This window comes from Pedobacter sp. NO84, assembly GCF_059703915.1.
Genome location: NZ_AP046575.1, coordinates 855475 through 879140, shown reverse-complemented (window position 1 = coordinate 879140; position 23666 = coordinate 855475). Strand labels below are relative to the sequence as shown.

Genomic DNA, 23666 nt, shown 5'->3' with positions numbered 1-23666 from the left:
ATGAAGAACGAGATCCAGATAAAGAATAAAAGAGCCTATTTCGATTACCACATTTTAGATAGTTATGTTGCTGGGTTAGCTTTGTTAGGCACTGAAATTAAAGCAATTAGACAGGGTAAAGCGAACATGACCGATGCTTTTTGCATGTTTATCGGTGATGTACTTTATGTTAGAAATCTGCATATCTCAGAATATAGCCATAGCTCATTTCACCATCATGATATTAAAAGAGACCGGGTTTTGCTGCTGCATAAAAAAGAATTGAAAAAACTAAAGGTTAAGGGCGAAGAAAAAGGATTTACCATTGTTCCCTTAAGAATTTTCACCAATGAAAGAGGTTTTGCAAAAATCGAAATCGCAATAGCTCAAGGAAAAAAAGAATTCGATAAGCGAGATAGCATCAAGGATAGGGAAAGCAAGAGGGAAATGGATAGGGCGATGAAAGTTTAATTGGTTCATTGGTATCATTAGTTCATTAGTGATGATATCTACTCTAGTGAACTCATGAACAAGTGAACTAATGAACTAATTTACCACGCCTGATCGCCCACTAAGGGCACGAACCTGAAGGTATCGAGCTCTATTTTATCATAATCGTTTTCGGTTACACGAATAACGGTAATCATTTTTTGCGATTTCTCATCCCCCACTGGGATTACCAACACCCCTCCAATTTTAAGTTGTTTCAACAATATTTCTGGCACAAATGGAGCTCCTGCAGTTACAATAATTTTATGGTAAGGGGCATGTTCTGCAATTCCTTTAGAGCCATCGCCCAAAAAGAAGTGCGCCTTATATCCCATCCCCGGCAAAACTTTGAGGGTATGGTTATAAATGTTCTCTTGTCTTTCAATGGTAAAAACTTTTGCCCCAAGTTCCATTAAAATGCATGTCTGATAACCGGATCCAGTACCAATTTCTAAGACCTTATCATTTTTTTGGATATGCAACAACTCGGTTTGATAGGCTACGGTATAGGGCTGGGAAATGGTTTGTCCATCCCCTATTGGGAAAGCAATGTCTTTGTAGGCCTGGTTCCAAAAAGTTTCGTCGAAGAAAAAATGGCGGGGCACTTTTCCAATTGCCTTTAAAACACGTTCATCGGCTATGCCTCTATCTCTAAGCAAGGATACCAATTTTTTTCTTGCCCCTTGTTCCCTGTAATTGTCAATAAATTTATACGCCATTTAGCCCCAAAAATACTTTTTCAATCTTAATCTACCTAAAATCTATCAATATTAAACGCTTCTAAAATCTAATCGGCACACAATCAATCTTAAAGAATCATATTTTTCATAAAAATCAAGATAGCTAGTAATTATACTATTATTGCGCTTATTTACAAGTAAGTGATAATTAATTTCTATTTTTGGAATTGACAACTATCTCATCTGCATGAAAAAACTAGTGTTATTACTCACTTTTTGTTTATTAATCTCTTATTCTGCTTTTGCTCAATTGGATGGAAACTATAATTATAGCATCGGAATGAAAGCATATAGCATGTTTCAGCTGCCAAAAATTTTAAATCAAACCGATAGTCGGGATTATACCAATTCCTATTTAAATAGTTTGTTGATAAAATTTAACGATAATCAAATAAGCTACCGATTGAAGGGCAGTTATTATAGGAAAAACATGTCATTCGCTAATCAATGTGCTGCTTGTGAGATTGCAGAAGGAAAAGTTAAGGATTATTCGTTTACCGTAGGCTTCGAAAAGAACTTCAACTACACCCAGATCCAGCCCTATTTTGGTGCTGATTTTGGATTTAGAAACGCGAGTTTTGGTGGAGAGGTGAGGAATGTAAATCCCAAAACTACAGCGGCTCCATATAATGTGGATACGGAAAAAAATGGGTTAGTGCTGGCTCCAATACTTGGAATTAAGTATTCTCCTATTAAACAAGTTTCTTTGTTTGCAGAAACCAGTATAGATTTTTACTATTCTTATGAAAGGCAGGAAACTATCCAACAAGATGCTTTTAATACCCGCTCCTTTGTAAAGTACAACAAATGGGAGTATTTACTCAATCCAATTTCTATTGGTGTTCAAGTACAATTGGTAAACAAAAACTAATAAGGGTCTACGTCTATTTGAGTAATTACGCTTTTAAAGTCTTTTTGTGCATTAAAATCTTTGATGGTTTCTTTTACCACCATTTTTACTTTTTGTATAGCCGCACTTTTCTCTGTTTTAATGATGATCTGCTTAATGTAGTAATTTCTAATCCGGGCAATCAAAGGTTGTTCCGGACCTAAAATGCGATTACCTAGTTGCAATTTTAGCGCGTTGGCGAGATATTGGGCCGCAACATTCAGCACATTCGGATCTTTATGCTTTACATTGATAAAAATAAGTCGGGTAAATGGAGGATAGTTAAACTGTTTCCTTTCATCCATCTCATCATTGTACATTTCCAAATAATTATTTTCGATTACCTGCTTAATAATTCTATGATCATCATCATAGGCCTGAATGCACACTTTGCCTTGTTTATCCCTTCTTCCAGCTCTGCCTGCAACTTGAGCGAGCAATTGATAGCTCCTTTCAAAAGCTCTAAAATCAGGGTAGTTGAGCAAGGTATCTGCATTAATTACTCCAATTAGGCTCACATTATCAAAGTCGAGCCCTTTGGCTACCATTTGTGTACCAATCAAGATCTGCGTTTTCTTGTCCTGGAAATCTGAAATAATCTGCTGCATAGCATTTTTGGTACGCGTACTATCGAGGTCTAGACGTGCAATTTTAACCTCGGGAAAGATCATGCTCAATTCTTCTTCCACTCGTTCGGTTCCAAATCCTTTTTGTTCGATATGGACTGATCCACATGCCGGACAAATAGTGATGCTGTTTTGATGGTACCCGCAATAGTGACAATGTAGCTTACCACTAGTTTTATGAAAGGTTAAGCTCACATCGCAGTTTACACATTTAGGTGCGTATCCACAGGTTGCACATATTAAAATGGTAGCATATCCCCTACGATTTTGAAATAGGATAATTTGTTCTTTATTTTCAAGTGCCTTGGTCATATCGTCAATAAGCACACTTGTAAAATAGGTAGTCATTTTTTTTCGCTTAGTTTCTTCAGCTATGCTTACCACTTCCTGTAAGGGCAATTGTACACCACCAAATCTTTCGTTTAATGAAACTAGTCCATACTTTCCGTTAATTGCATTGTAATAACTTTCGATAGCTGGTGTGGCCGAGCCTAACACCACTTTTGCCTGGTGCAGGTGAGCTAAAAATATGGCGGCATCTCTAGCTTGATACCGCGGTGCGGGCTCGTGTTGTTTATATGAGGATTCATGCTCTTCGTCAACAACAATTAATTTTAATGAATTGAATGGCAAAAACACAGCAGACCTTGCGCCGAGAACTACCTGATAAGCGCCACTAAGCACTTTATTCCAAATTTCAACTCTTTCGTTATCGTTAAACTTTGAATGGTAAACACCAATTTTTTCCCCAAAATAATGTTTAATCCGTTCAACAATCTGCGTGGTTAAAGCTATTTCGGGCAAGAGGAATAGCACTTGCCCTCCTGTTTCAATTGCTGTTTCGATTAGTTTAATATAAAGTTGGGTCTTCCCGGATGCAGTAATTCCATGCAATAATACCACATCCTTCTCCTTAAATTGATCATCTATTTCTTTAAACGCAATCTGTTGAGCGTCACTAAGTTTAAAATTTACCTCAAACTCTTCATGGGTATCGTTAAGCCTGCTTACCTGACGCTTTTCCAAGCTAAATATTTCTTTATCGATTAAAGATTTAAGTGCAGTTTGACCGCTCCCACTTTCTTCCAATAAGCGCTGTTTAGGGATTATAGGATCTGTTTTGGCGAGTTTAAGGTAGGCCAGTAGCGCATCCATTTGCTTTGGTGCTTTTTCTAACACATTAAACAGTTGTTTAAGATTTTCTTCTTCCCTGTAAAACGGATTTAGTGTAACAAACGATTTTAATAAAGGCCTGTACTTCTCAATTACTTCTTCGGCAATATAAATTACTTCTTTACCAATTAATGAATTAATGATGGGATAAACCGTTTTTTGCCCTAACAATGCTATTACATCGTCTAAGGTAATTCGGGGCTGCTTATGCAAAACATCAACAATCAGCGACTCCTTTTCTGTTAAATCAAGTGTTGTAGGGAGTTCATCCTTCAATACCAAAATAGTTTCACTGGCCAATTTCAAACCAGTGGGCAAGGCGGCAGCCATCACATCGCCTTCATTGCACAAATAGTAAGAGGTAATCCAATTCCAAAATTCGAACTGCTTTTCGGTAATTACAGGCTGATCATCAATAACATCAATAAGGTATTTGGCTTCATAAACTTCTGGGGGCAGTTTACCAATCCTTTTGATCAGTGCGGTATATATTTTATGTTTACCAAACTGAACCACCACGCGTTTTCCTATCGCTATGCGTTCATTTAGTTCAAAAGGAACCCGATAAGTATAGTTTATACTTAATGATAGCGGTAAGATCACTTCAACAAAAAGTGTCTCTCGCTCCTCAAAACCAAACGAATTCGCAAATTGCATTACTTATCTTTTAAGGCGGCCAGAAATAGAAAAATCCATCCCAATAGTAAACACAAACCTCCAATTGGGGTTAATGGACCTAAAAAGCTTCCGAAATCTGGATGGTGAAATACCTTGGCGATTGTTAAGGCATATAATGAGCCAGAAAACAGGATGATACCAGCAGTAAAGAAAATAAAGGATATGTTGATAAGCTTATTCTTATATCGGGCAAATGTGGAGAGATATAATAGTGCAAAAACATGATAGAACTGATATTCGACACCCTTTTGCCAAACCGCTAAGCTCGTACTATCAACCAGGCCTTTGAGGCGATGGGCCCCAAATGCGCCCAATATAACTGCTAAGGCTCCAAAAAAGGCAGCGGTGAGGATTAATCGTTTGTTCATATCTGATCGGCTTTATCTAGGGCTAAATTAAGAAAATGCCCTTATAATCTCTGTAATCCCAAAATTAAATTAAATTTGTAGTTCACACCATGAAAAAGATATACGTTACCATAGGGATTTTGTTACTGGGAACAATAGCGATGGCCTATCTGTATTTTTCGAATTTAAATACAGACAAAAATGCCGACGATATGTCGCTGTATGCCGTTACAAAAAATTGCGCAGTGGTTTTCAGTTTTGAGAACGACAAAAGCTTTTACGAAATTTTAAACGGGCAAGATCTGTTCCAGCATATTTTAGGAGAATCCAAATCAAATCAATTAAAAAATTTAAGAACACACTTTATCGATAGGCCAGGTATTTTTAATAAGATAGATGGTCAAAAAACTTTTATCGGTTTTTCTGCGGGAGTTAATGAGACCAACTTTGTTATCGCTACCCAGTTGAAAGCTGATCTAAAACTCGAGGGCCTGGTTGGAGCTTTAGATTCAAAAGCCATCCAAATAAAGCCTACAGGCGCCACATACGAACTCAGGTTTAGCGATAGCACTTCAGTTTTTATAGGCATAAAAAACAGGCTGGTATTGGTTTCTAATAGTGCATCAGAAATTACTTCGTTGTTAAAAGAACAACAAAACAATCTCCCATTTGTAACCTATATTAAAACAAACTCCCGCTTTAACAAAAATAATTTGGCCAATCTTTATCTCAATTTTAAGCAGATGCCATCTTTTTTGTCAACTATTTTGGCCAATAATTTAACGGGTGAATTAAACATCTTCAACAAACAGGATACCTATGCTGCCCTTAATTACAATTTTAGTAAAGAAAAGTTGCTCTTCAATGGCAACACCACAGTAAACGACACCCAAAATTTTTATACGTTGTTTACCAACTTCCCAGACCAGCAGCTTACCATTGCTAATATTTTGCCGCAAAAAACTGCTAGTTATACCATTTATGCCATTTCTGACTATGCGCAATGGCGAAAGGGGCTTGACCAATGGTTTGCATTAAATAAAGAAAATGAAAAAATTGAAAAAAACATGCAGGCCATCACCGATAAGTACAGGCTTAATTTAGTAGAGGTTTTACCAAAATATTTCAGGAATCAAATCGTTACCTTTCAATTAAATACCGGAGAAAAATTTGGAGCCGTAGCGTTAAATAATGGTGAAAAGGTGAATCAATTGTTGTTGGATCTAAGTAGCGAATACGCAACGGATATCAGGATATTTAAGGAAAACGATATTCCATTTACGTTTTATGGCGAACCTTTCAAAAAATTTGAGCGCCCATTTTTTACCATAATAGATAACTATTTGATTTTAGCGAATAATGCCAGTAGCATTCAGGTATTTTTAAATAGCTATAGAGCAAATCAATTGCTTATCAATGATGAGGATTACATCAGTTTTAGCAATCAACTTTCTTCTTCTGCCACGATTTCATTCTATGTAAACAATAAAAACTCAAACGATATATTTGGAAGAAACTTAAAACTGCCTTATTATAGACAATACCAATCTGCAAAAGGGTATAAAATATTTAATGCTTTTTGCTATCAGCTTTCTGGTGATAAAGGAAAGTTTTTAAGCAATTTGTTACTTGCTAAAAAAGGAGAAAAAATTAACGAGATTGATACTTTAAGATTAAATAACCCTAACAGGTAATGAATAAAAGATACGTTTTATTTCTTGGATTACTTCTAACCATAAGCAAGCTGAGTGCACAGCATTACGGATTGTACAACACAGGTACAATGTTCGAAGGCTTTGAGAATCCAGCCGTAAAAACTTTTAAACTTGATACCTCTCGTAAATATGCCTCAAATTTTCTTTTCCCCACGCTAAATTTGAATGCTGCCAATAAAGGAGATGCCCAAGATGTGGTGAGAAGGGCCATGAACGAACATATTTTTAGCACCAGGGATTTGGCAATTGATAATGGAATCCCCAATACGCTCTTTGAAAACACAAATATATATGTTGCCACGTTTAAGATCTTTAGGCATTATAAATACAATCAAGAATTTGGTTTTGCATGGCAGATCAGGTCCGACGCCTTGATTAAGTACACCAACGAGGGGTTAGCGGTGCTGGATAGCTACAAACGCTTTGCTTCAATTCCTTACACCGATGTATTTAAAACCCATGGATACCAGCAAACCTACCATCAATTTAGTGTGAGTGTGAGAGAAAACTGGGATAAAAGATTAGCGCTCGGTGTAAAACTTAGTCTTTTGAGTGGAGTAGCCTATAACGAACTTCAACTTGATCATTCTTATCTAAATAGCGATATAGTTAATGACAGATTAGATATAGGAATTGCTGGAAGTTATAGAGCAAATTTTTTGGATGATAAGGAAGCAGACAGTTTGAATTATTATCCCACCTTTAAAAACCCCGGACTAGCAATTAGCATTGGTACCACTTATAATTCCATCTCAGGTTTTTACATTATGGGGAACATTAAAGACCTTGGATTTATAAAATGGAATAAGAAATCGCATGTAGTAAAATTTAATACGATAAAAAGCATTTTTGGTGCATCCTCCAATACAAGTAATGACATTAACCAAGAGATTACAGATATTGTAAACGACGCAGATGAACAAAAAGGCTTCTACTCAGCAACCAATGCCAAAGCGGATTTTTTAATCTCAAGGACCTTTAATTTCTACAAGCCAAGCCTGATCATTTCTAAGAACCTTTTCCATTCGGGCGGAGATATTGCTTTGGTAAACAACTTTAAATATGGCCCTATTTCTGCAAGCTTAACCCCGGCATATAATTTTGATGATTTTATTATGTTCGGGGTACAGGGAATGTACCAAAGTCCTAATTTTGAGTTTTTTATAGGCACCGATAATATTGGAAAAACCTTATCTACGGCCAGGGGACTTAAGGCAGCTGACGCCTCGATTGGCACGGGATACATTGGGGCCTCTGTTTATTTGGGTTTGGGAATTAAATTTGGTCCGGTTGTAGAACATCCCATGAATTTTAGCAAAATGCCCGGAGTTAATGGAGAGCGGCAGTACAAGGGATTTTTTAGAAGTTTGTTTAGCTTTTTTCAACGAAAGTCATACTAATTAACTAATTATCATGATACAAAAGCTTAAATTTTTCATTTCTATTTTGGGGTTTGTGATAATGTTGCTTATCATGAACACAACTGGCAAATCATTAAAAACCAATGCAACTCCAAGGGGAATAATTGATTTAGAATTTGCGGATAGCCCCACAAAGGTAAATACTATTTTAACGGCTTGGGCACCCAAACAAACCGAGACTTTAGGATTGATCAAAACCGCTAAACTCAATACCTATTGGGATTTCCTATTTCTCTTTTTTTATGGTTGGCTGCTGTACAACATCTGCAAGTTGATCTACCATAAGCTGCCAAAATATGGCAAGTTTGGATTCTTATTTAGTCGGTTCGCCATCTTAGCCGCCCTTCTCGATGTAGTGGAAAACGGATTTATGCTCGGTGTACTTAACGGAAGCTTTTCGCCCTTTGGCCTAACCATAATGGTAACTGTTTCGATGATGAAATGGGCAATAGTAGGGATTGTGGCCCTGTATGCTGTGATAGGTTTGTTTGGAATAGTTAAAAAAGAAGTTTTTAAATCAAGTTAGGGGTAAAATGTTGTGCCAGAGGCATCCCTTTGGGAGAAGGTTGAGTTTATTTCTTCTCTCATTTCAATAACTGTCTTATTTCCCTTTCGGCGTAGTAAATACAAAATCCTTTAAATAAAACGGCTCGAAATAAGCAACGTCTTCAAAGTTTTTTTGCACATATGCATTTTGGGCCAAATTGCTCATATGAGTAGCCGAGTTAAAATTAGCGGTTAAGAACTGTGCATTCTGGTGGTTGATTACAGCTTCACATTTCTCAGCTCCGTTCCCTATAAAAGTTATGTAATGTTGGTCTAATACATCTACGAAACTCTTGTCATCTACTATTTTCGCTTGCACATTTTCAACTTCCTGTAATTTATTGGTGTAAAGAGCGGTAAACACTTCCATTCTCCGCGCATCGATCATCGGACAGATCAAGCCGTCATAATTAGGATTCTGGCTTAAAAAACCATTACCCATCATTTCGAGGGTATTAATAGCAATTAGTGGTTTATCAAGCGCGAAACATAAACCTTTGGCAGTAGAAACGCCAATTCTTAAACCGGTATAGGATCCGGGGCCCTTACTAACGGCAATGGCATCTAAGGCATCATAACTAATTTGGGCCCTTTGCATTACTTCCTCAATAAACAAAGTGATATGGGAGGCATGAATATTTTGCGCTGTTTCTTCTTTTAAAGCAATTGTTACGCCATTTACAGCCAGGGCAACAGAACAGACAGGGGTAGCAGTTTCGATTTGAAGTATTGTAGACATGGAGGGTAAAGATAAGGAAAGAATAGTTAAGCGAAAAGCGTTGGGCGAGCAAAACGCCTTACGCCAAACACCCTGCACTAGGGCACTGGATCATGCCCATGCCCACCCCATGGGTTGCAGCTGGCGATTCTTTTTAGCGTTAACCAACCACCTTTAAATGGTCCGTGTTTTTTGATGGCCTCAATGCCGTACTGTGAGCAGGTAGGGGTATATCTGCAGCTTGCCCCTAACAAGGGCGACAATAATAGTTGATATAAGCGGATAATGCCCAGAAACAACCAAGAAAAAACAAGTTTAATTACTTTCATCCTGATTAATTTGGGTAATCAGTTTCTTAAGACTTAAGGCCAGCTTTTTTTCAAAAATCTGATAATCATATTTCTCCTTACCTATAAATTGTATAGATAGGAGCAATAATTCATCAACACTGATTAAGGAAGGATAAAGTAGTGATTCTTTCTGTAAACGATAGGCTTCTCGTGTTCTCCGCTTGATAAGGTTACGGTCTACCGCATGCTTAAAGCGTTTCTTTGCTACATTTATTACCAACTGAACTGGATATATATGGGGCTCAGCTACCATTAAGTAGGTAATACGAAAGGGATATACTAAAAAAGAAGAACCTTTTTTAAATAGCAGGTCTAACGACTTTTTGCTACATAAACGTTCTTCTTTTTTAAATTTGTTCATTTTTTTTGATTGTCCCAAAGGGATGCCTTTGGCATTACCACAGCATAATTACTGCTCACACCCAAAACAAGTGTCAATCAAAAATTATGCTTTGTGACGACGCTCGTCAGAAACTGATAATCTTTTTCTTCCTTTTGCACGACGAGAAGCTAATACTCTTCTACCGTTTGCTGTAGCCATTCTTTCGCGGAAGCCATGTTTGTTTCTTCTCTTTCTTTGCGAAGGTTGGAATGTTCTTTTCATAACTGTATAATATCTTAACTAGTATTTTTAAATAAGAGGTGCAAATATAAAGCGATTTTTCTATAAATGCAAGTGCGGGGGTAATTATTTTTTGGTTTCGCCTTTACCGAAAATATAGGATGTTTTTATGGAAAAACTATCATGATGTAGTAGCTTACTAAGCACCAGCTAAACTCTCACGATGGTCAAACCTTAACTATTATTTTCTTTACATTTACTAAATGCAGAATAACGAGTCTTTACTTAAGCTTTATAAACAAAACGATAAGCTTGGCATTCTTATCGTAACCCCTGATTTTGGCCATCTTTCATCGGAAGCCCACCAAAGATATAATCATATCCATCGAAACTCACTTTACTATTTCCTTTTGATGGTTGAAGGTAAGACTACGCATGTTGTAGACCTCCATCCGTATGATCTCAAAAACAATGAGCTTCTTTTTGTGCTTCCACACCAAATCCATCAGTTGCCCACCGAGGGAAAAGGTACGGCATATTTTAAGATCGGATTTGATGAAGATTGCCTGTCACTACTCCCAAAACAATACCCTTTTCTGGTTAACCCTTATAACAAGCACAAGATACAATTCGATGCACCTGCAGCCCAAAGACTACAATCTATATTTGAACTATTAACTGCGTTGCTCAGCAAAATGGACACTCAGCCAGAACTGATTTTAGCGCACTTAAACAGTCTATTAACTGAAATTAATGCCGCATATTTTGACGTCGATAAGAGTCCTGCAGATGAGAAACTAACCCAGTATATTAGGTTTAAACTTTTCATCGAAGAAAATCTTACTAGTCAGGTACCAATCACCCAAATCGCAAAGAAACTTTCATTAAATACCAATAGCCTTTACAACATTGTAAAGCACTACTCGGGGCTTTCACCCAAGGCATACATGACTAGCCGACTTATTCTTGAGGCAAAACGCAGGCTCTATTACTCAGAGAGCTCGATTAAGGAATTAGCTTACGACCTTGGCTTTAATGATCCCGAATATTTCTCACGTCTTTTTAAAAAAGAAACCGGTAAAACTACAAGGATGTTTATACAGGATTTGTCGGGGTAATAATATGTTCTGTCCAGTCTAGTTACTTCGGCTTTCCTGACCTTTGATTCTAATAAAATCATTAATCATGAACAGAATACTTGGAAAAAACGGACCACTGGTATCAGCAGTAGGTTTAGGCTGTATGGGGATGTCTGGTGCATATGGAGAAAGCAACGATGATCACTCTATCGCTACAATAGAAAGAGCCCTAGACCTTGGTCACAACTTTTTAGACACCGCCGACTATTACCTCGCTGGCCACAATGAGCAGCTCATAGGGAAGGCTATCAAGAACAAAAGAGAAAAAGCATTTCTCTCGGTAAAAACAGGTCAGCTTTATGCTCCGGGACCAAACGGATCAATGGGTCCTGGGCCTATAAGCGGTCATCCCGATTACCTTCGCAACGCGGTTTTTTATAGTCTCCGCCGACTTCAAACTGATTACATAGACCTATATACACCGGCACGGGTAGATCCCAATGTACCTATGGAAGAAACCATCGGAGCACTGGCAGAACTCGTTCAAAAAGGCGTAATTCGGTATATTGGGCTGTCGGAAGCTTCGGCGTCATCCATCAGGAAAGCCCAACTTGCTCATCCTATCGCTGCGCTACAGATAGAATATTCGCTATGGAGTCGCGATATCGAAACAGAGGTTCTCCCTACCATCCGCGAACTAGGTATAAGTTTAGTGGCCTATGCACCTTTAAGTCGCGGGTTTTTAAGCGGGGAGTTTAAAAAACCTGAAGATATTAAAGATAGCCGCGTACACATGCCCCGTTATCAAGGCCAAAATTTCTATAAAAACCTAGAACTTGTAGAGAAGATTAGCGCGTTAGCTACCGAAAAAGGCTGCACCCCCTCACAACTGGCCATTGCATGGGTATTGGCACAAGGTGATGATATCATTACCATACCAGGAACAAAACACATCAAGCGCTTGGAGGAGAACATTGCCTCTGAAAATATTACACTTAGCAAAGAGGATTTACAAAGTATTGAATCAATCATGCCCGCAGGGACAGTATCAGGCACCCGCTATCCGGAGCGATTCTTAAGCGCACTGGGGAAATAAATTTAGCTAGTTCTCAGAATAATAGGTCCGATAACTTATCGGGCCTATTTATTTTTTTAACTCACACTACCCTAAGCTCTGCGATAGTGACAAAACATAACAAATTAACCTTTTAAGCACCGGAAAATATTCTTTCTCGCCCAATCATATTCCACCAAAGAATAAACCTTTGTAATCGGTCACCGCATTGTAAATACGAACCATTAAACCCAAAATCACACATCCACAGGGATGCATTTTGCGTTAGTGGTATTAAAGGAGGAGATTATGCTAAAAATATACCCAACACAAATAACACACAGAAACCATGAGAAAACAAATCTTGATGCTGCTGGCGCTATCAGTTGGACTGACCGCCTGCTCTACCTACAGCTACCATGCTGTTTCAAATAAAAATGTAGCCAAAAATTACCAAACCTTCGCCTGGCTACCCGAAGGAAAATCAAAAGCAAACAAGGTATACGACAACGACGTGGCGACAGACCGTATCGTAGAAGCTACCAGCAAGGCACTCACCGAAAGGGGACTACGCCTAGACAACAGAAATCCTGACCTTTTGATTAAATACACCGCTGACGTAAAGACCAGCACCCAGGAATATAACGAACCCGTTTACTACAATGCTCCATCGAGACTTGTACCTAGGGTAGCTTACTCGAGAGGCCGTGCTTTCTATTATTACTCGTATGTTAATCCTTATCCGGTGTATGTAGGTTCGGAAATCAGACAGACGAAAATTAAAGAAGGAAGCGTGATGATCGACCTAATTGACCGCAAAAGCGGAAAAGTGATCTGGAGAGGTTGGGCCGAAGGCGAGATTAACAATCCAGAAAAGGCCATTAACGACATCCCGAAAGTAGTAGAAGGTATCTTCAATAAGCTCAGCGCAGAATAGCTGAAATATGATAAAGCGCCAGAAATCCTGGCGCTTTTTTTTTGCAAAATTTTTTTAAAAGAATTCTCGCCGCCTGGCAATATTCAACCTCATTGCAGCCCCCCCTTCAATTTACTTGATAACCTTGAAATGTAAAATTAAGGATGACGGTTGGTGCCATACTGCTCTATCTTTTTTAAAATAATTTGCTACAAAGGCAACCATATGCGCAGAATGCAAGTATTAGCTTATAAAAAGCAAGTATGAAATGATCCCAGTTTCTATTATCATCATCACTAAGAACGAGGCCGAAAATATCGAAAAATGTATCCAAGCATGTAATGCCATTGGCGATGACATTATTGTTGTTGACAGTGGAAGTACAGATGGCACCGTTGAGCTTGCTGAAAAATGGGGGTGCAGGGTATTTAAGGAAAAATGGAATGGCTATGGGACAAATAAAAACAAAGGGGCCCTGTACGCCAAATACGATTGGATCCTAAGCCTCGATGCGGATGAAGTGCCTGACGAAGAATTGATTGCGTCCCTCCATCGCGTACCGTTACAGGATCCAGCAATTGCTTTCGACATGAAATTTAGGTCTTTTTTTGGAAAGAAGCTGATCCGATACGGAAATTGGGGAAATGATCATAGGATTCGGTTATTTAATAGAACATACATAGAATGGTCTACGGCTAGAGTTCATGAAAAATTACTCATTCCAAATTTTGTAAGCATCAAACGGTTAAAAGGGTACATCAACCATTATACCGTACAGAGCAAAGAAGAATGTGATCAAAAAGCAATGTATTATGCAGGTCTTAGTGCCGAAGAGTACTCAATGAATCATCACAGGTTCTATTTTAAACTTTATGTTTCTCCTACTTACGGATTTATCAGAAATTATATCATTCGACTGGGGTTTTTGGACGGGATAGAAGGTTGGAACATTGCTTTAAGCATCTATAAAAATACCTGGACAAAATATGCGCATTTAAAGCACCTTCAGCATAAATCAGAACTTAAGAGCACCACACCACAGATCCTAAAAGATCTTGATATGGAATATAAATAATTTGAAAAACAAGCTGCTTCAGAATTTATCGGCAAATGCTATACAACTCATTGTTAATCAACTTTGTGGATTGGTAATCTTCTATATCCTTTCTACCCAATTAGATAAGGGAAGCTTTGGCAAGATCAACTTTGTTTTAGCCATTATGCTCGTTTCTTTTAATCTGCTTACTCTTGGGATCGACCAGATTTTAATCCGCAAAATTGCTTCAAATCATGAGCTTAAAGAAATAGTATCCCTCTATTTTCTACATGTTTTAAGTACTGGATTTCTCTTTTTTACCATTTTGATCTTGTGCAGCTTTCTGGTGCGCCCAGCAAATGAACTCTATTCCATCCTACTTACTATTGGGGCCGGCAAACTTTTAATCTATTTTTCTACACCTTTTAAAACATTGGCCAACGGACTAGAGAAATTTAAGCTATTGGCCTATATGATGGTTATTTCTAATCTTGTTAGAAGTTCAGGACTGCTGGTTTTAGCATTAGTTAAGATCGTTACCTTACAGGAAGCTATTTTAATTTTTGTGTTTGGAGATATCGCCGAATTTATCTTGTGCATGTATCTGTTCAAAAGAAACATAAAAGTTCCCATTAGCGTATCACTAGAAAAGAGAACCTATTTGGCTCTATTGCGAGAATCAATGCCCCAAACCGGAGTGGTAATGTTAACGGCATTAATGTCGCGTTTAGACTGGATTTTTATTGGGGTGATGCTTTCTGCCGTAAAATTAGCCGAATATAGTTTTGCTTATAAAGTTTTCGAAATAGCCACACTCCCACTCCTAGCTATAGCACCTCTGTTGTTACCCAGACTTATTAAAACTTTCAATAGTGGACGTGAGGCTGTGGGTAAGTTTAGGTTCGCGATTAAAATAGAGTTAGGTATAGCCATGTTAAGCTGTTTAACATTAAATATATTGTGGCAACCAGTGGTTGATTTTGTTACTGATGGCAAATATGGGGCGATCAATGTTAATACCATTTTTTTCCTTTCACTTTGTATTCCTTTTCTTTACCTAAACAATTTCTTGTGGACCATCTATTTTGCGCAGGGCAGGATGAGGATGATCTTAATTAGTTTTATCATTTCCTTTTTGTCTAACCTGTTACTCAATATCATTTTAGTGCCTTATGCCGGAAACGAAGGGGCTGCCATCGCATTTTTAGGTGCCACTATTGTACAGAGCATATTTTATCTTTCAAAAAATCAGCTGCAAGAATTAAAACCAATAGGAACTGATCTGATTATCTTTCTGGTATGCGCTCTTTTTTGTGGTTTCCTATTTAAGCAGTTACAAATGGCCTATCTTGTGAACCTGATTTTATCCTTATCATTATTTATTGCGTTGGTGCTTATCACAAAACAATTTAAATGGAGTGAGATGAAAGCATTTATCCAAGGGGCTTAAACCTAAAACTACATAAGGCAACCAATTCATTAGGCCGCTCGTATTCTCCAAAGAGAGTAGTAGAAAAGCAATCCATATCCAAAGACTTAAGCAAACCTATTCTCATTAAAAAAGGATGAATGTTTGTTTTAACAAGTGGAAATTTCAAAAAGTTAACTAATCTAATAGATTGGAAACTTCTTTTCTTATTGCTATTTTTTTTAAATGTAAAAATGGCAATAAAGGTTCCTTCAATTGCCCTGATTTATTTATTACAGCCCAACCTTCGTTTTGGTTTTAGTTTTAGAAACTCAAGACTACCCCTTTTTTATCCTTTTGTAATCATGCTTGCTCTGCTGGCAATGTGTGTAAATAAAAGCTACAACAACCCCCACTACCTTTTAGTGCTATTAACCGGGATGGGATTTTGGCTGCTCTGCATTTTAACTATCCATCAGTTAAAATTAAGGGTAGATCAACAAGCAGTGGAGATTATACACCAAACAGTAATAGTTTTTTTCATCATCAATGCGTTATTTTCTGCACTTAACCTAGTTAAGATCATTTGGGAAATTGGCACGATTAACCCCTATCTATACCAAGGGCTCTATCAAAAATATTTTATGGGAACTGGAGATTATATCAAAGGGGTCACTTTTGATACCTCCACAACCAATGCTATATTAAATGCGATGGGCGTAATCTACTTTTTAACGAAGAAACAATACCCTATGTTGATCCTGTGCATGATCGTGCTCATTTTTACAGCAAGCAATTTCTCAAATATTATACTCTTAGTTATTCTTGCCGGACTTTTCATTTTTAAAAGTACGAAAGACCAGAAAACCATGATCATCATATGCCTGCTGCTACTTGTGGTATTTATGGTAAAGGTATCTCCCCAAAACAATAAATATGTAAATGAAACATTCAAAAGAGTATTTGAGAAAGATTGGAAGGAAAACCTCAGCTCAGCGCAAAATAAGCCCATCCCTTTAGCAGAAAGAGCAGATTCTACCTTAACGCAGAGCGAAAGGAGAGATAAATTTGCCATCAACTATTTAGACAGCATCACCAGTTTACAAAATCTTAATACACCGCAAAGCCTGGCAAACAAAAATGAAACTATAATCCAAGATGAAAATGGGAGGATTCTCTTACCTCAGGACAATATCCATTCTGCAACATTCCAGAGTATTAAAGTTCCTTTAAAAATACAAGAACCCATGATCTTGTTTATTGAAAAACATAGGGGTTCTTTGCCCTATTCTTCAAAACGCATACCCATTCCCTCTTTACCCGGAAAAGCGATAGGCCTGCGCCAAACCTTAGAGTTTTTTAACGATCATCCTTCAAAAGTCGTATTAGGAGATGGAATGGGTAATTTCTCATCAAAATTAGCCTTCCGCGTAGCCAATTTGGGCATTACGGGAAACTATCCTAAGCAATACACCTACATTAATACAGATTTCCTTTCGAACCATCTTGATGTTTACCTCTACTTTTTTAGCAAGCAAAGCGGATATCATTCCCTTACCAACAGCCCCTTTTCGGCGTATGACCAATTGTTGGCAGAATATGGGATAATAGGCATAGTACTTTTCGTCATTTTCTATCTCGGTTATTTCTATAAACATCTGAGGAAATTAACGTATGGTGTGCCTTTATTGTGTTTACTCGTTGGAATCTTATTTATAGATTATTGGTTTGAACAACTCTCTGTGTTAGTGCTATTTGAGCTGATGTTACTATTGAACATCAAAGAATCTTCACTTCAAATTTTGGGAGGAGAGGAAAATGAATAGCCCAAAAATCACGGTCCTCATGCCTGTTTACAACGCAGGCCAATTTATCGAAAAAGCAATTAAATCGGTATTAAATCAAACATTTGAAGATTTTGAGCTATTGATTGTTAACGATGGCTCAACAGACAATTCGGTAGCTGTAATCAAAGGTTTTATCGATCAAAGAATCAGGCTAATAGAACAGTCCAATAAAGGTGTGGCTGCCGCTTTAAATAACGGTTTAACCCAAGCAAGCGCCGCATATATTGCTCGTTTTGATGCTGATGACATTTGCTATCCCCATCGGTTACAGGTACAATATGATTTTATGCAAGCCAATCCCAGCTATTCTATCATCGGCACCGGCGTTGATTATGTGAGCGTAGCTGATGAATATATTTTTACGTATAGACCCAGCGCACTTACTTACACTGAAATCCTAGCACTTCACCCTAAGATCTGTCCGTTTATCCACTCCAGTGTATTTTACAAAAAAGAGGTGATTACGAAGTATGGCGGCTATAACGAGTATGCCTACACGTTTGAAGATCATTTGTTATGGGCAAACATTATAAAAAATGAGAACGTTTGTAATTTAAGTCAGGCCCTTATTAAAGTTAGGCTTAATCCAGGTTCAATTACGATAGACGAAAAATGGCGGACTAGATTATTTAAAAAAATAAAATATACGGCACTTCTCCAACTCGACATTTCAAGACATGACGGGCTTAAATTAATAGAAATCTGTAAAAAACAATATGTGGGTAGAATTAAGGAAGGTGCCTATTACGCACTGCTTGGAAAAAAATACCTCTGGAACAATTACCAACCTATAAAAGCTAGAGAAAACCTGCGCAAAACATTATCGATCAGTCCTTTTCATCTAAAAAACTATTTGCTGTTTCTTGTATCTTTTTTGCCAGAAGGGATTTTACACAAAGGATACCATTTGTTCAAAACCAACTTGGGCTATCAAAAGCACGACCTTTCCATTAACTCAACTAATTATAGCCATGGTACCTAAGCGCCTGAAAATATTTGTTGATGGACATGTCTTTGATCAGGAATATCAAGGTACGCAAACCTTCTTAAGAGGCCTATATACCCAGTTAATGGTCGATTATCCCACACTCGAAATCTATTTTGGGGTTCAAGACGTCGCCAAGTTCAAAAAGCAATTTCCCCATTTTCCCGCAGAGCGAATTTTGTGCTATCAAAAAAGATCCTTTGGGCTATTACGCTTTGTTTTCGACATTCCTTTTTACTTAAAAAAACACCGGTTCGATTTTGCGCATTTCCAATATATCAGTCCTAAACAAACAAATGACTGCAAATACATTGTAACCCTCCATGATACTATATTTAACGATTTCAAAAGCGATTTTAGCTGGGCTTATCGCATAAGTCGGAATGTATGTTTTGGGTATTGCATTAAACATGCCAGTATTAAGACTACGGTAAGTAATTATTCAAGGCAACAAATCCACCAACATTATCAGGTGCCACTTCAACAATTACATGTAATCCCAAATGGGATTGATAGCCATTTGCCCATAACCGATAATGTAAGGCAAAAGGCAGTGGAAAGGATTGAAAAAGAATTTGGGATCAAAAATTTCATTCTTTATGTATGTCGGATCGAGCCACGAAAAAATCATTCGCTAGTGTTAGAGACATATTTAAAGCTTAAATTATATCAGCAACAGATCTCCCTTGTTTTCATAGGATCAGAATCCATTTCGGTTTCAAAGTTTAATTCATTGGTTACAAGTCTCGATCCCGAACAACGTCAATTCTTCCATTGGATAGAAAAAGTTGATCAAACAACACTTAACGATTTTTATCTAGCCTCTAAGCTTTTTGTATATGCTTCAAAGGCCGAAGGTTTTGGCATCCCGCCACTGGAGGCCGCGGGATTTCATCAACCGGTTTTATGTTCAAAGGCAACTGCATTGAAAGATTTCGACTTTTTCGAACCGTACTTTTTTAACCCATTGGATAGAGCAGAATTTGAACATAAGTTGAGTTCTATGCTCACCTCTCCCCCAAGTGCTACTTATCTAAACAACGTTGCTGAACAAATTAAAGAGAAATATAACTGGAAAACCAGTGCAGCCCTATTTTACAATCTTTTAACTACAGCCCCATGAAATTGAATATCGCCATACTCGGCACACGTGGAATTCCAAACCATTACGGTGGTTTCGAACACATCACCGCACATATTGGAGCGGGTCTTGTGCAAAAGGGCCATTCGGTTACAGTATACAACTCTCATAACCATCCTTATCAGGAAAAAGAATGGCAAGGTGTAAATCTTATCCATTGTTATGATCCTGAACATTTAATCGGAACAGCTGGCCAATTTATCTATGATTTTAATAGTTTGAGGGATGCCAGGAAGCGAAGTTTCGATGTTATCGTGATTATGGGTTATACCAGCAGTTCGGTATGGGGACACCTATATCCTAAAAAAAGTGTAATTATTACCAATATGGATGGATTGGAATGGAAAAGAAGTAAATACAGCAAACCTGTTCAACAATTTTTACGGCATGCAGAGAAATTGGCTATTAAACACAGTCAATTTTATATCGCTGATTCCTTAATTATAAAATCCTATTTAAAGGAAAAATATGGAGTAAACAGTTGCTACATTCCGTATGGTGCAGATCTTTATTCCTTTGAAGAAAAAGAGCAATTCAACGCAAGTGAGATAGGCAGGGAAGAATATTTCTTGTTGATGGCCAGAATGGAACCTGAAAACAATATCGAAACCATCTTGGATGGCTTCACAAGTAGCAATTCTGAAAAAGTTTTCAAAGTTTTGGGTGATACGGGAAATAAGTTTGGAAAATTTCTTACCCATAAATATAGGAACGAGGATCGTATCCAGTTTAAAGGTTCAAACTTTAACAACGCTACGGTTCGTTCATTACAGCACAATTCTTACCTCTATTTTCATGGGCATAGTGTTGGGGGAACAAATCCCTCCCTTCTTGAAGCAATGGCCAGCGAAGCGCTGATTGCGGCACATAACAATCCGTTCAATAAATCGGTGCTAGAAAGGGATGCGTTTTATTTTAGCAACGCAGTTGATGTATGTAAACTGGTTGAAAGTGTGAAACGAAAGAATTCTGAACATCAAATGGTTCAAAACAATCTACTTAAAATCCAATACCAATTTAATTGGGAGAAAGTGATCGATGCCTATGAAAAGTTTATCATTGAATGTTATCGTCAGATGAAATTCTAAGAATTGTAAATCGATCGTTTTGTAATGACATTAGCGTCCGTCTTATTTACTCGCCAACAATTATAGCCGCCCTAACTAAGTAAACCAATGAAAGAACTATTTCAAATTAACGATCATACGGCAAATAAGGTCAGTTATTATCTTATTCTTTTGTTGTTATCGAGCTTACCGTTCGACAGATTTTATAGCCATTTGATTTTGATAGGTCTTTTGATCCATACGCTCATCCATGTACAAAAAAAGCACATCAAACCTATAATTACATGGCCAAACTTGGCACTTGCCTCTATTTTTTTAGTTACAGCAATCAGTACCATTTACAGCAACGATAAAGTTACGGGCTATCATGAAATTGGCAAACAGGCCTTCATTTTATTGATTCCCTTGTTATTCTGTTTAAACCCAATTGACCTTAACAAATATAGACACCAGTTTTTTTTGGTGTTTTCAATAGCTTCGAGCTTATATGTCGTTTACCTTTATCTGCAAGCTGTAGTAACTATCTGGCATTATCACTTGCCTTTATCGGCTTTATTTTCCGCAGCCTTCACTAGTCACAATTTCTCTGAACCATTTGCCATTCATGCCACTTATTTTTCGATGCAGTTATCTCTGGCATTGCTCTATTTGCTATCTATCGTTTTAAAAGGACCTATCAGCAAATTTAAACTCTTATTGATATGTTGCTGTGGCATCTTACTTGCTGGCATACTTCAATTGGGTTCCAAATCAATCTTTATTGCCTTATTGGTGATCATCAACTTTGCTATTCCCTATTTTTTGCTTCATTCTAAAAAACGTATTTTTTATATGGGAATTACCATCACCTTAACTGCACTACTTTTTATAATGATCAATAACACTACCAGCCTTAATGCGCGCTACTTAACAGAGTTTAAAAAAGATCTCAGCACTACGGCAACTAAAAATTTAACAGAACCACGTTTAATGCGTTGGCAGGTTGCGATGGAAGTGATCTCATCAGCACCGCTATTTGGCCACGGAGCGGGTTCTGAAACAGAGCTTTTGAGAACACGCTATTTCGAAAAGAAGTTTTACCGTTCGTATTTGGCTTCGTTAAATGCACATAATGAGTTTTTGAGTATGTGGATAAAAGCCGGCATTTTTGGGCTTCTTGTTTACTTGGTTACCCTAGCTTTTGGTTTAAGGACAAGCATTACAAACAACGATTTTTTGTTCTTTGGTTTCCTTATTTTGATAATCGTAGTATCCTTTTCAGAAAATATTCTCGATGTGGATAAGGGAATTGTTTTTTATAGCTTTTTCTTTTCGTTGCTTTATTTTTCAACACGGGCTCAGACTTAAAACTAAGGATGAGACTTGGGTGTCTTGGTTGCCTAAGGTGGTGAAAAAATTAACGCAGAGGACGCAAAGGCAGTATTCAGTTACCGGGTTTTCAACGGCCCCACCCTGAACTTGACGAAGGGTTCAAATGGTCTTCGACTTCGCTCAGACTGACAATAGAGGGATGGAAACTTAGGTGGTAGAACTTAGATGCTCTAAGATGGTGAAAAGGTTAATGGTCTTCGACTTCGCTCAGACTGACAACTAAGGATGAGACTTAGGTTTCTGAGGTGTCTAAGGTGGTGAAAAAATTAACGCGGAGGACGCAAAGTATTCGCAAAGAACGCAAAGTCAGTGCGCCGTTACCGGGTTTTCAAGGGCGCCACTCTGAACTTGACGAAAGGTTCAAATGGTCTTCGACTTCGCTCAGACTGACAATAGAGGGATGGAACTTAGGTGGTAAAACTTAGATGTTCTAAGATGGTGAAAAGGTTAATGGTCTTAGACTTCGCTCAGACTGACAACTAAGGATGAGACTTAGGTTTCTTAGGTGTCTAAGGTGGTGAAAATAAGCGCAAGGCAACCCAGTTAACAAAAAAAACGTTCTCTATATAACTGTATATTTTTATTAAACAGTTTTAACAGAAAAAATGAATTGCTAAACCTCAAGAAAAACATTGTTGCTACGCTAGCCTATTTCGATATGTTTGATTATCCACTATCATACAGCGAAATCTTCTTGTTTTTGGACTGCAAGTGTGATGAAACGGAGTTGAGGGAAGCAATAAATACACTGGTTTCATGCAATTTAATCTATCAGTTTGATAAATTTTATTCCCTAAGAAATGAGGATTTCATTATTACCAGAAGATATGATGGCAATAAAAAGGCAAAAGAATTACTGGAAAAAGCAAAAAATGTGGGGCAGTTTCTTATCAAATTTCCTTATGTAAGGGGTGTAGGGATTTCGGGATCGCTCTCTAAGAACTTCGCGGATGAAAATTCCGACATCGATCTGTTTATCATTACCAAAAAAAATAGGTTGTGGATCGCCAGAACCTTCATGCATTTTTTCAAAAAACTCACTTTTTTAGTGAACAAGCAACATTATTACTGCATGAATTATTATATAGATAATGCAGAACTCGAGATCGTAGAAAAAAACCTTTATACCGCCATTGAAGTAGCAACATTGATCCCTTTACAAGGAGAGGATGCCTTTTCAGATTTCTTTTTGGCCAACAACTGGATCACCAATTTCTTGCCCAATAACGCCATACGAAATCCCTCGGCAAAGCCAATAGCCCCCCATCTGCTAAAGAGCAGTATAGAATTTTTGTTCAACAATGCTGTAGGAAGTTGGGTAGACAAAAGATTAATGGGAATAACGGCAAAGAGATGGAGCAAAAAAACAGCATTGAAAAAATTAAACTCAAGGGGTACAATTATGGGTATGTGTGCAGCACCACATTTTGCCAAGCCAGATCCTAAGAATTTCCAGTTTAAACTTATTGAAAAATATCAGACCAAATTAGCCTTCCTCTTGGCACAAACCGGGGTAAAACTGGTTTAAC

23 protein-coding genes are annotated in these 23666 nt (G+C 37.7%); 16 read left to right on the top strand and 7 right to left on the bottom strand.

The genetic code is table 11. From position 1 onward, the window contains the following. Positions 1–450: an SsrA-binding protein SmpB gene (smpB, locus tag AC6H0V_RS03900; RefSeq protein ID WP_497562399.1), complete on the top strand. Its 450-nt coding sequence runs from the start codon at positions 1–3 to the stop codon at positions 448–450. 80 nt (positions 451–530) lie between these two features. Here smpB and AC6H0V_RS03895 read toward each other — a convergent pair whose 3' ends face one another. Next, on the bottom strand, positions 531–1187 hold the full coding sequence (locus AC6H0V_RS03895; protein WP_497562398.1) for a protein-L-isoaspartate(D-aspartate) O-methyltransferase: 657 nt from the start codon (positions 1185–1187) through the stop codon (positions 531–533). 208 nt (positions 1188–1395) lie between these two features. Between AC6H0V_RS03895 and AC6H0V_RS03890 the strand changes: the two genes are divergently transcribed. Then, positions 1396–2079, top strand: coding sequence for a hypothetical protein (locus AC6H0V_RS03890; protein WP_497562397.1), 684 nt, complete (start codon positions 1396–1398; stop codon positions 2077–2079). Here AC6H0V_RS03890 and priA read toward each other — a convergent pair. Together priA and AC6H0V_RS03880 are read right to left on the bottom strand one after the other, a co-directional pair. Next, positions 2076–4553 carry a replication restart helicase PriA gene (priA, locus tag AC6H0V_RS03885; RefSeq protein ID WP_497562396.1) on the bottom strand — a complete coding sequence of 826 codons (2478 nt, stop codon included), beginning with the start codon at positions 4551–4553 and terminating at the stop codon, positions 2076–2078. The genes AC6H0V_RS03890 and priA overlap by 4 nt on opposite strands. Then, positions 4553–4942 (bottom strand): DUF423 domain-containing protein, encoded by a 390-nt coding sequence (locus AC6H0V_RS03880; protein WP_497562395.1) that lies wholly within the window; start codon positions 4940–4942, stop codon positions 4553–4555. Before AC6H0V_RS03880 ends, priA begins: the two co-directional genes overlap by 1 nt. An 89-nt stretch (positions 4943–5031) precedes the next feature. Between AC6H0V_RS03880 and AC6H0V_RS03875 the strand changes: the two genes are divergently transcribed. Genes AC6H0V_RS03875 through AC6H0V_RS03865 form a run of 3 tightly spaced genes read left to right on the top strand, consistent with a single transcriptional unit; the run spans position 5032 to position 8583 of the window. Then, complete coding sequence (locus AC6H0V_RS03875; RefSeq protein WP_497562394.1) at positions 5032–6615, top strand: hypothetical protein; 1584 nt, start codon at positions 5032–5034, stop codon at positions 6613–6615. Continuing rightward, entirely contained in the window at positions 6615–8036 is a 1422-nt protein-coding gene (locus AC6H0V_RS03870) for a DUF5723 family protein (protein WP_497562393.1), read from the top strand. The genes AC6H0V_RS03875 and AC6H0V_RS03870 overlap by 1 nt, the downstream gene beginning before the upstream one ends. 13 nt (positions 8037–8049) lie before the next feature. Continuing rightward, positions 8050–8583 (top strand): hypothetical protein, encoded by a 534-nt coding sequence (locus AC6H0V_RS03865; protein ID WP_497562392.1) that lies wholly within the window; start codon positions 8050–8052, stop codon positions 8581–8583. Positions 8584–8658: 75 nt separating this feature from the next. Here AC6H0V_RS03865 and tsaB read toward each other — a convergent pair whose 3' ends face one another. The 4 genes from tsaB to rpmH all read right to left on the bottom strand — a co-directional run bounded on the left by tsaB (position 8659) and on the right by rpmH (position 10275). Continuing rightward, positions 8659–9342, bottom strand: a complete 684-nt coding sequence (gene tsaB, locus AC6H0V_RS03860) for a tRNA (adenosine(37)-N6)-threonylcarbamoyltransferase complex dimerization subunit type 1 TsaB (RefSeq protein WP_497562391.1) — start codon at positions 9340–9342, stop codon at positions 8659–8661. A gap of 77 nt (positions 9343–9419) precedes the next feature. Next, positions 9420–9650 (bottom strand): membrane protein insertion efficiency factor YidD, encoded by a 231-nt coding sequence (yidD, locus tag AC6H0V_RS03855; RefSeq protein ID WP_497562390.1) that lies wholly within the window; start codon positions 9648–9650, stop codon positions 9420–9422. Next, positions 9637–10032 (bottom strand): ribonuclease P protein component, encoded by a 396-nt coding sequence (rnpA, locus tag AC6H0V_RS03850; RefSeq protein ID WP_497562389.1) that lies wholly within the window; start codon positions 10030–10032, stop codon positions 9637–9639. The genes yidD and rnpA overlap by 14 nt, the downstream gene beginning before the upstream one ends. A gap of 84 nt (positions 10033–10116) precedes the next feature. Then, complete coding sequence (gene rpmH / locus AC6H0V_RS03845) at positions 10117–10275, bottom strand: 50S ribosomal protein L34 (RefSeq protein ID WP_055133745.1); 159 nt, start codon at positions 10273–10275, stop codon at positions 10117–10119. A 221-nt stretch (positions 10276–10496) separates the two neighbouring features. Here rpmH and AC6H0V_RS03840 point away from each other — a divergent pair, with 221 nt between their 5' ends. The 11 genes from AC6H0V_RS03840 (at position 10497) to AC6H0V_RS03790 (ending at position 23665) form a co-directional block, all read left to right on the top strand. Beyond that, a complete protein-coding gene (locus AC6H0V_RS03840; RefSeq protein ID WP_497562388.1) occupies positions 10497–11351 on the top strand; it encodes a helix-turn-helix domain-containing protein in 855 nt (284 codons plus the stop codon). A 67-nt stretch (positions 11352–11418) separates the two neighbouring features. Beyond that, complete coding sequence (locus AC6H0V_RS03835; RefSeq protein WP_497562387.1) at positions 11419–12408, top strand: aldo/keto reductase; 990 nt, start codon at positions 11419–11421, stop codon at positions 12406–12408. Positions 12409–12715: 307 nt separating this feature from the next. After that, positions 12716–13303, top strand: a complete 588-nt coding sequence (locus AC6H0V_RS03830) for a DUF4136 domain-containing protein (protein ID WP_497562386.1) — start codon at positions 12716–12718, stop codon at positions 13301–13303. A gap of 247 nt (positions 13304–13550) precedes the next feature. After that, on the top strand, positions 13551–14357 hold the full coding sequence (locus AC6H0V_RS03825; protein WP_497562385.1) for a glycosyltransferase family 2 protein: 807 nt from the start codon (positions 13551–13553) through the stop codon (positions 14355–14357). Between the two features lies 1 nt (position 14358). Continuing rightward, positions 14359–15768, top strand: a complete 1410-nt coding sequence (locus AC6H0V_RS03820; RefSeq protein WP_497562384.1) for an oligosaccharide flippase family protein — start codon at positions 14359–14361, stop codon at positions 15766–15768. A gap of 119 nt (positions 15769–15887) precedes the next feature. Next, positions 15888–17552, top strand: coding sequence for a hypothetical protein (locus AC6H0V_RS03815; protein WP_497562383.1), 1665 nt, complete (start codon positions 15888–15890; stop codon positions 17550–17552). Then, positions 17545–18555, top strand: coding sequence for a glycosyltransferase family 2 protein (locus AC6H0V_RS03810; protein WP_497562382.1), 1011 nt, complete (start codon positions 17545–17547; stop codon positions 18553–18555). The genes AC6H0V_RS03815 and AC6H0V_RS03810 overlap by 8 nt, the downstream gene beginning before the upstream one ends. Next, positions 18545–19681 carry a glycosyltransferase family 4 protein gene (locus AC6H0V_RS03805; RefSeq protein WP_497562381.1) on the top strand — a complete coding sequence of 379 codons (1137 nt, stop codon included), beginning with the start codon at positions 18545–18547 and terminating at the stop codon, positions 19679–19681. Before AC6H0V_RS03810 ends, AC6H0V_RS03805 begins: the two co-directional genes overlap by 11 nt. Continuing rightward, entirely contained in the window at positions 19678–20787 is a 1110-nt protein-coding gene (locus AC6H0V_RS03800; RefSeq protein WP_497562380.1) for a DUF1972 domain-containing protein, read from the top strand. Before AC6H0V_RS03805 ends, AC6H0V_RS03800 begins: the two co-directional genes overlap by 4 nt. A gap of 87 nt (positions 20788–20874) precedes the next feature. Then, a complete protein-coding gene (locus AC6H0V_RS03795; protein ID WP_497562379.1) occupies positions 20875–22113 on the top strand; it encodes an O-antigen ligase family protein in 1239 nt (412 codons plus the stop codon). A 634-nt stretch (positions 22114–22747) separates the two neighbouring features. Next, the gene (locus tag AC6H0V_RS03790) at positions 22748–23665 is read left to right on the top strand and encodes a nucleotidyltransferase domain-containing protein (protein WP_497562378.1); all 918 of its coding nucleotides are present in this window, start codon (positions 22748–22750) and stop codon (positions 23663–23665) included. Position 23666 lies beyond the last annotated feature (1 nt).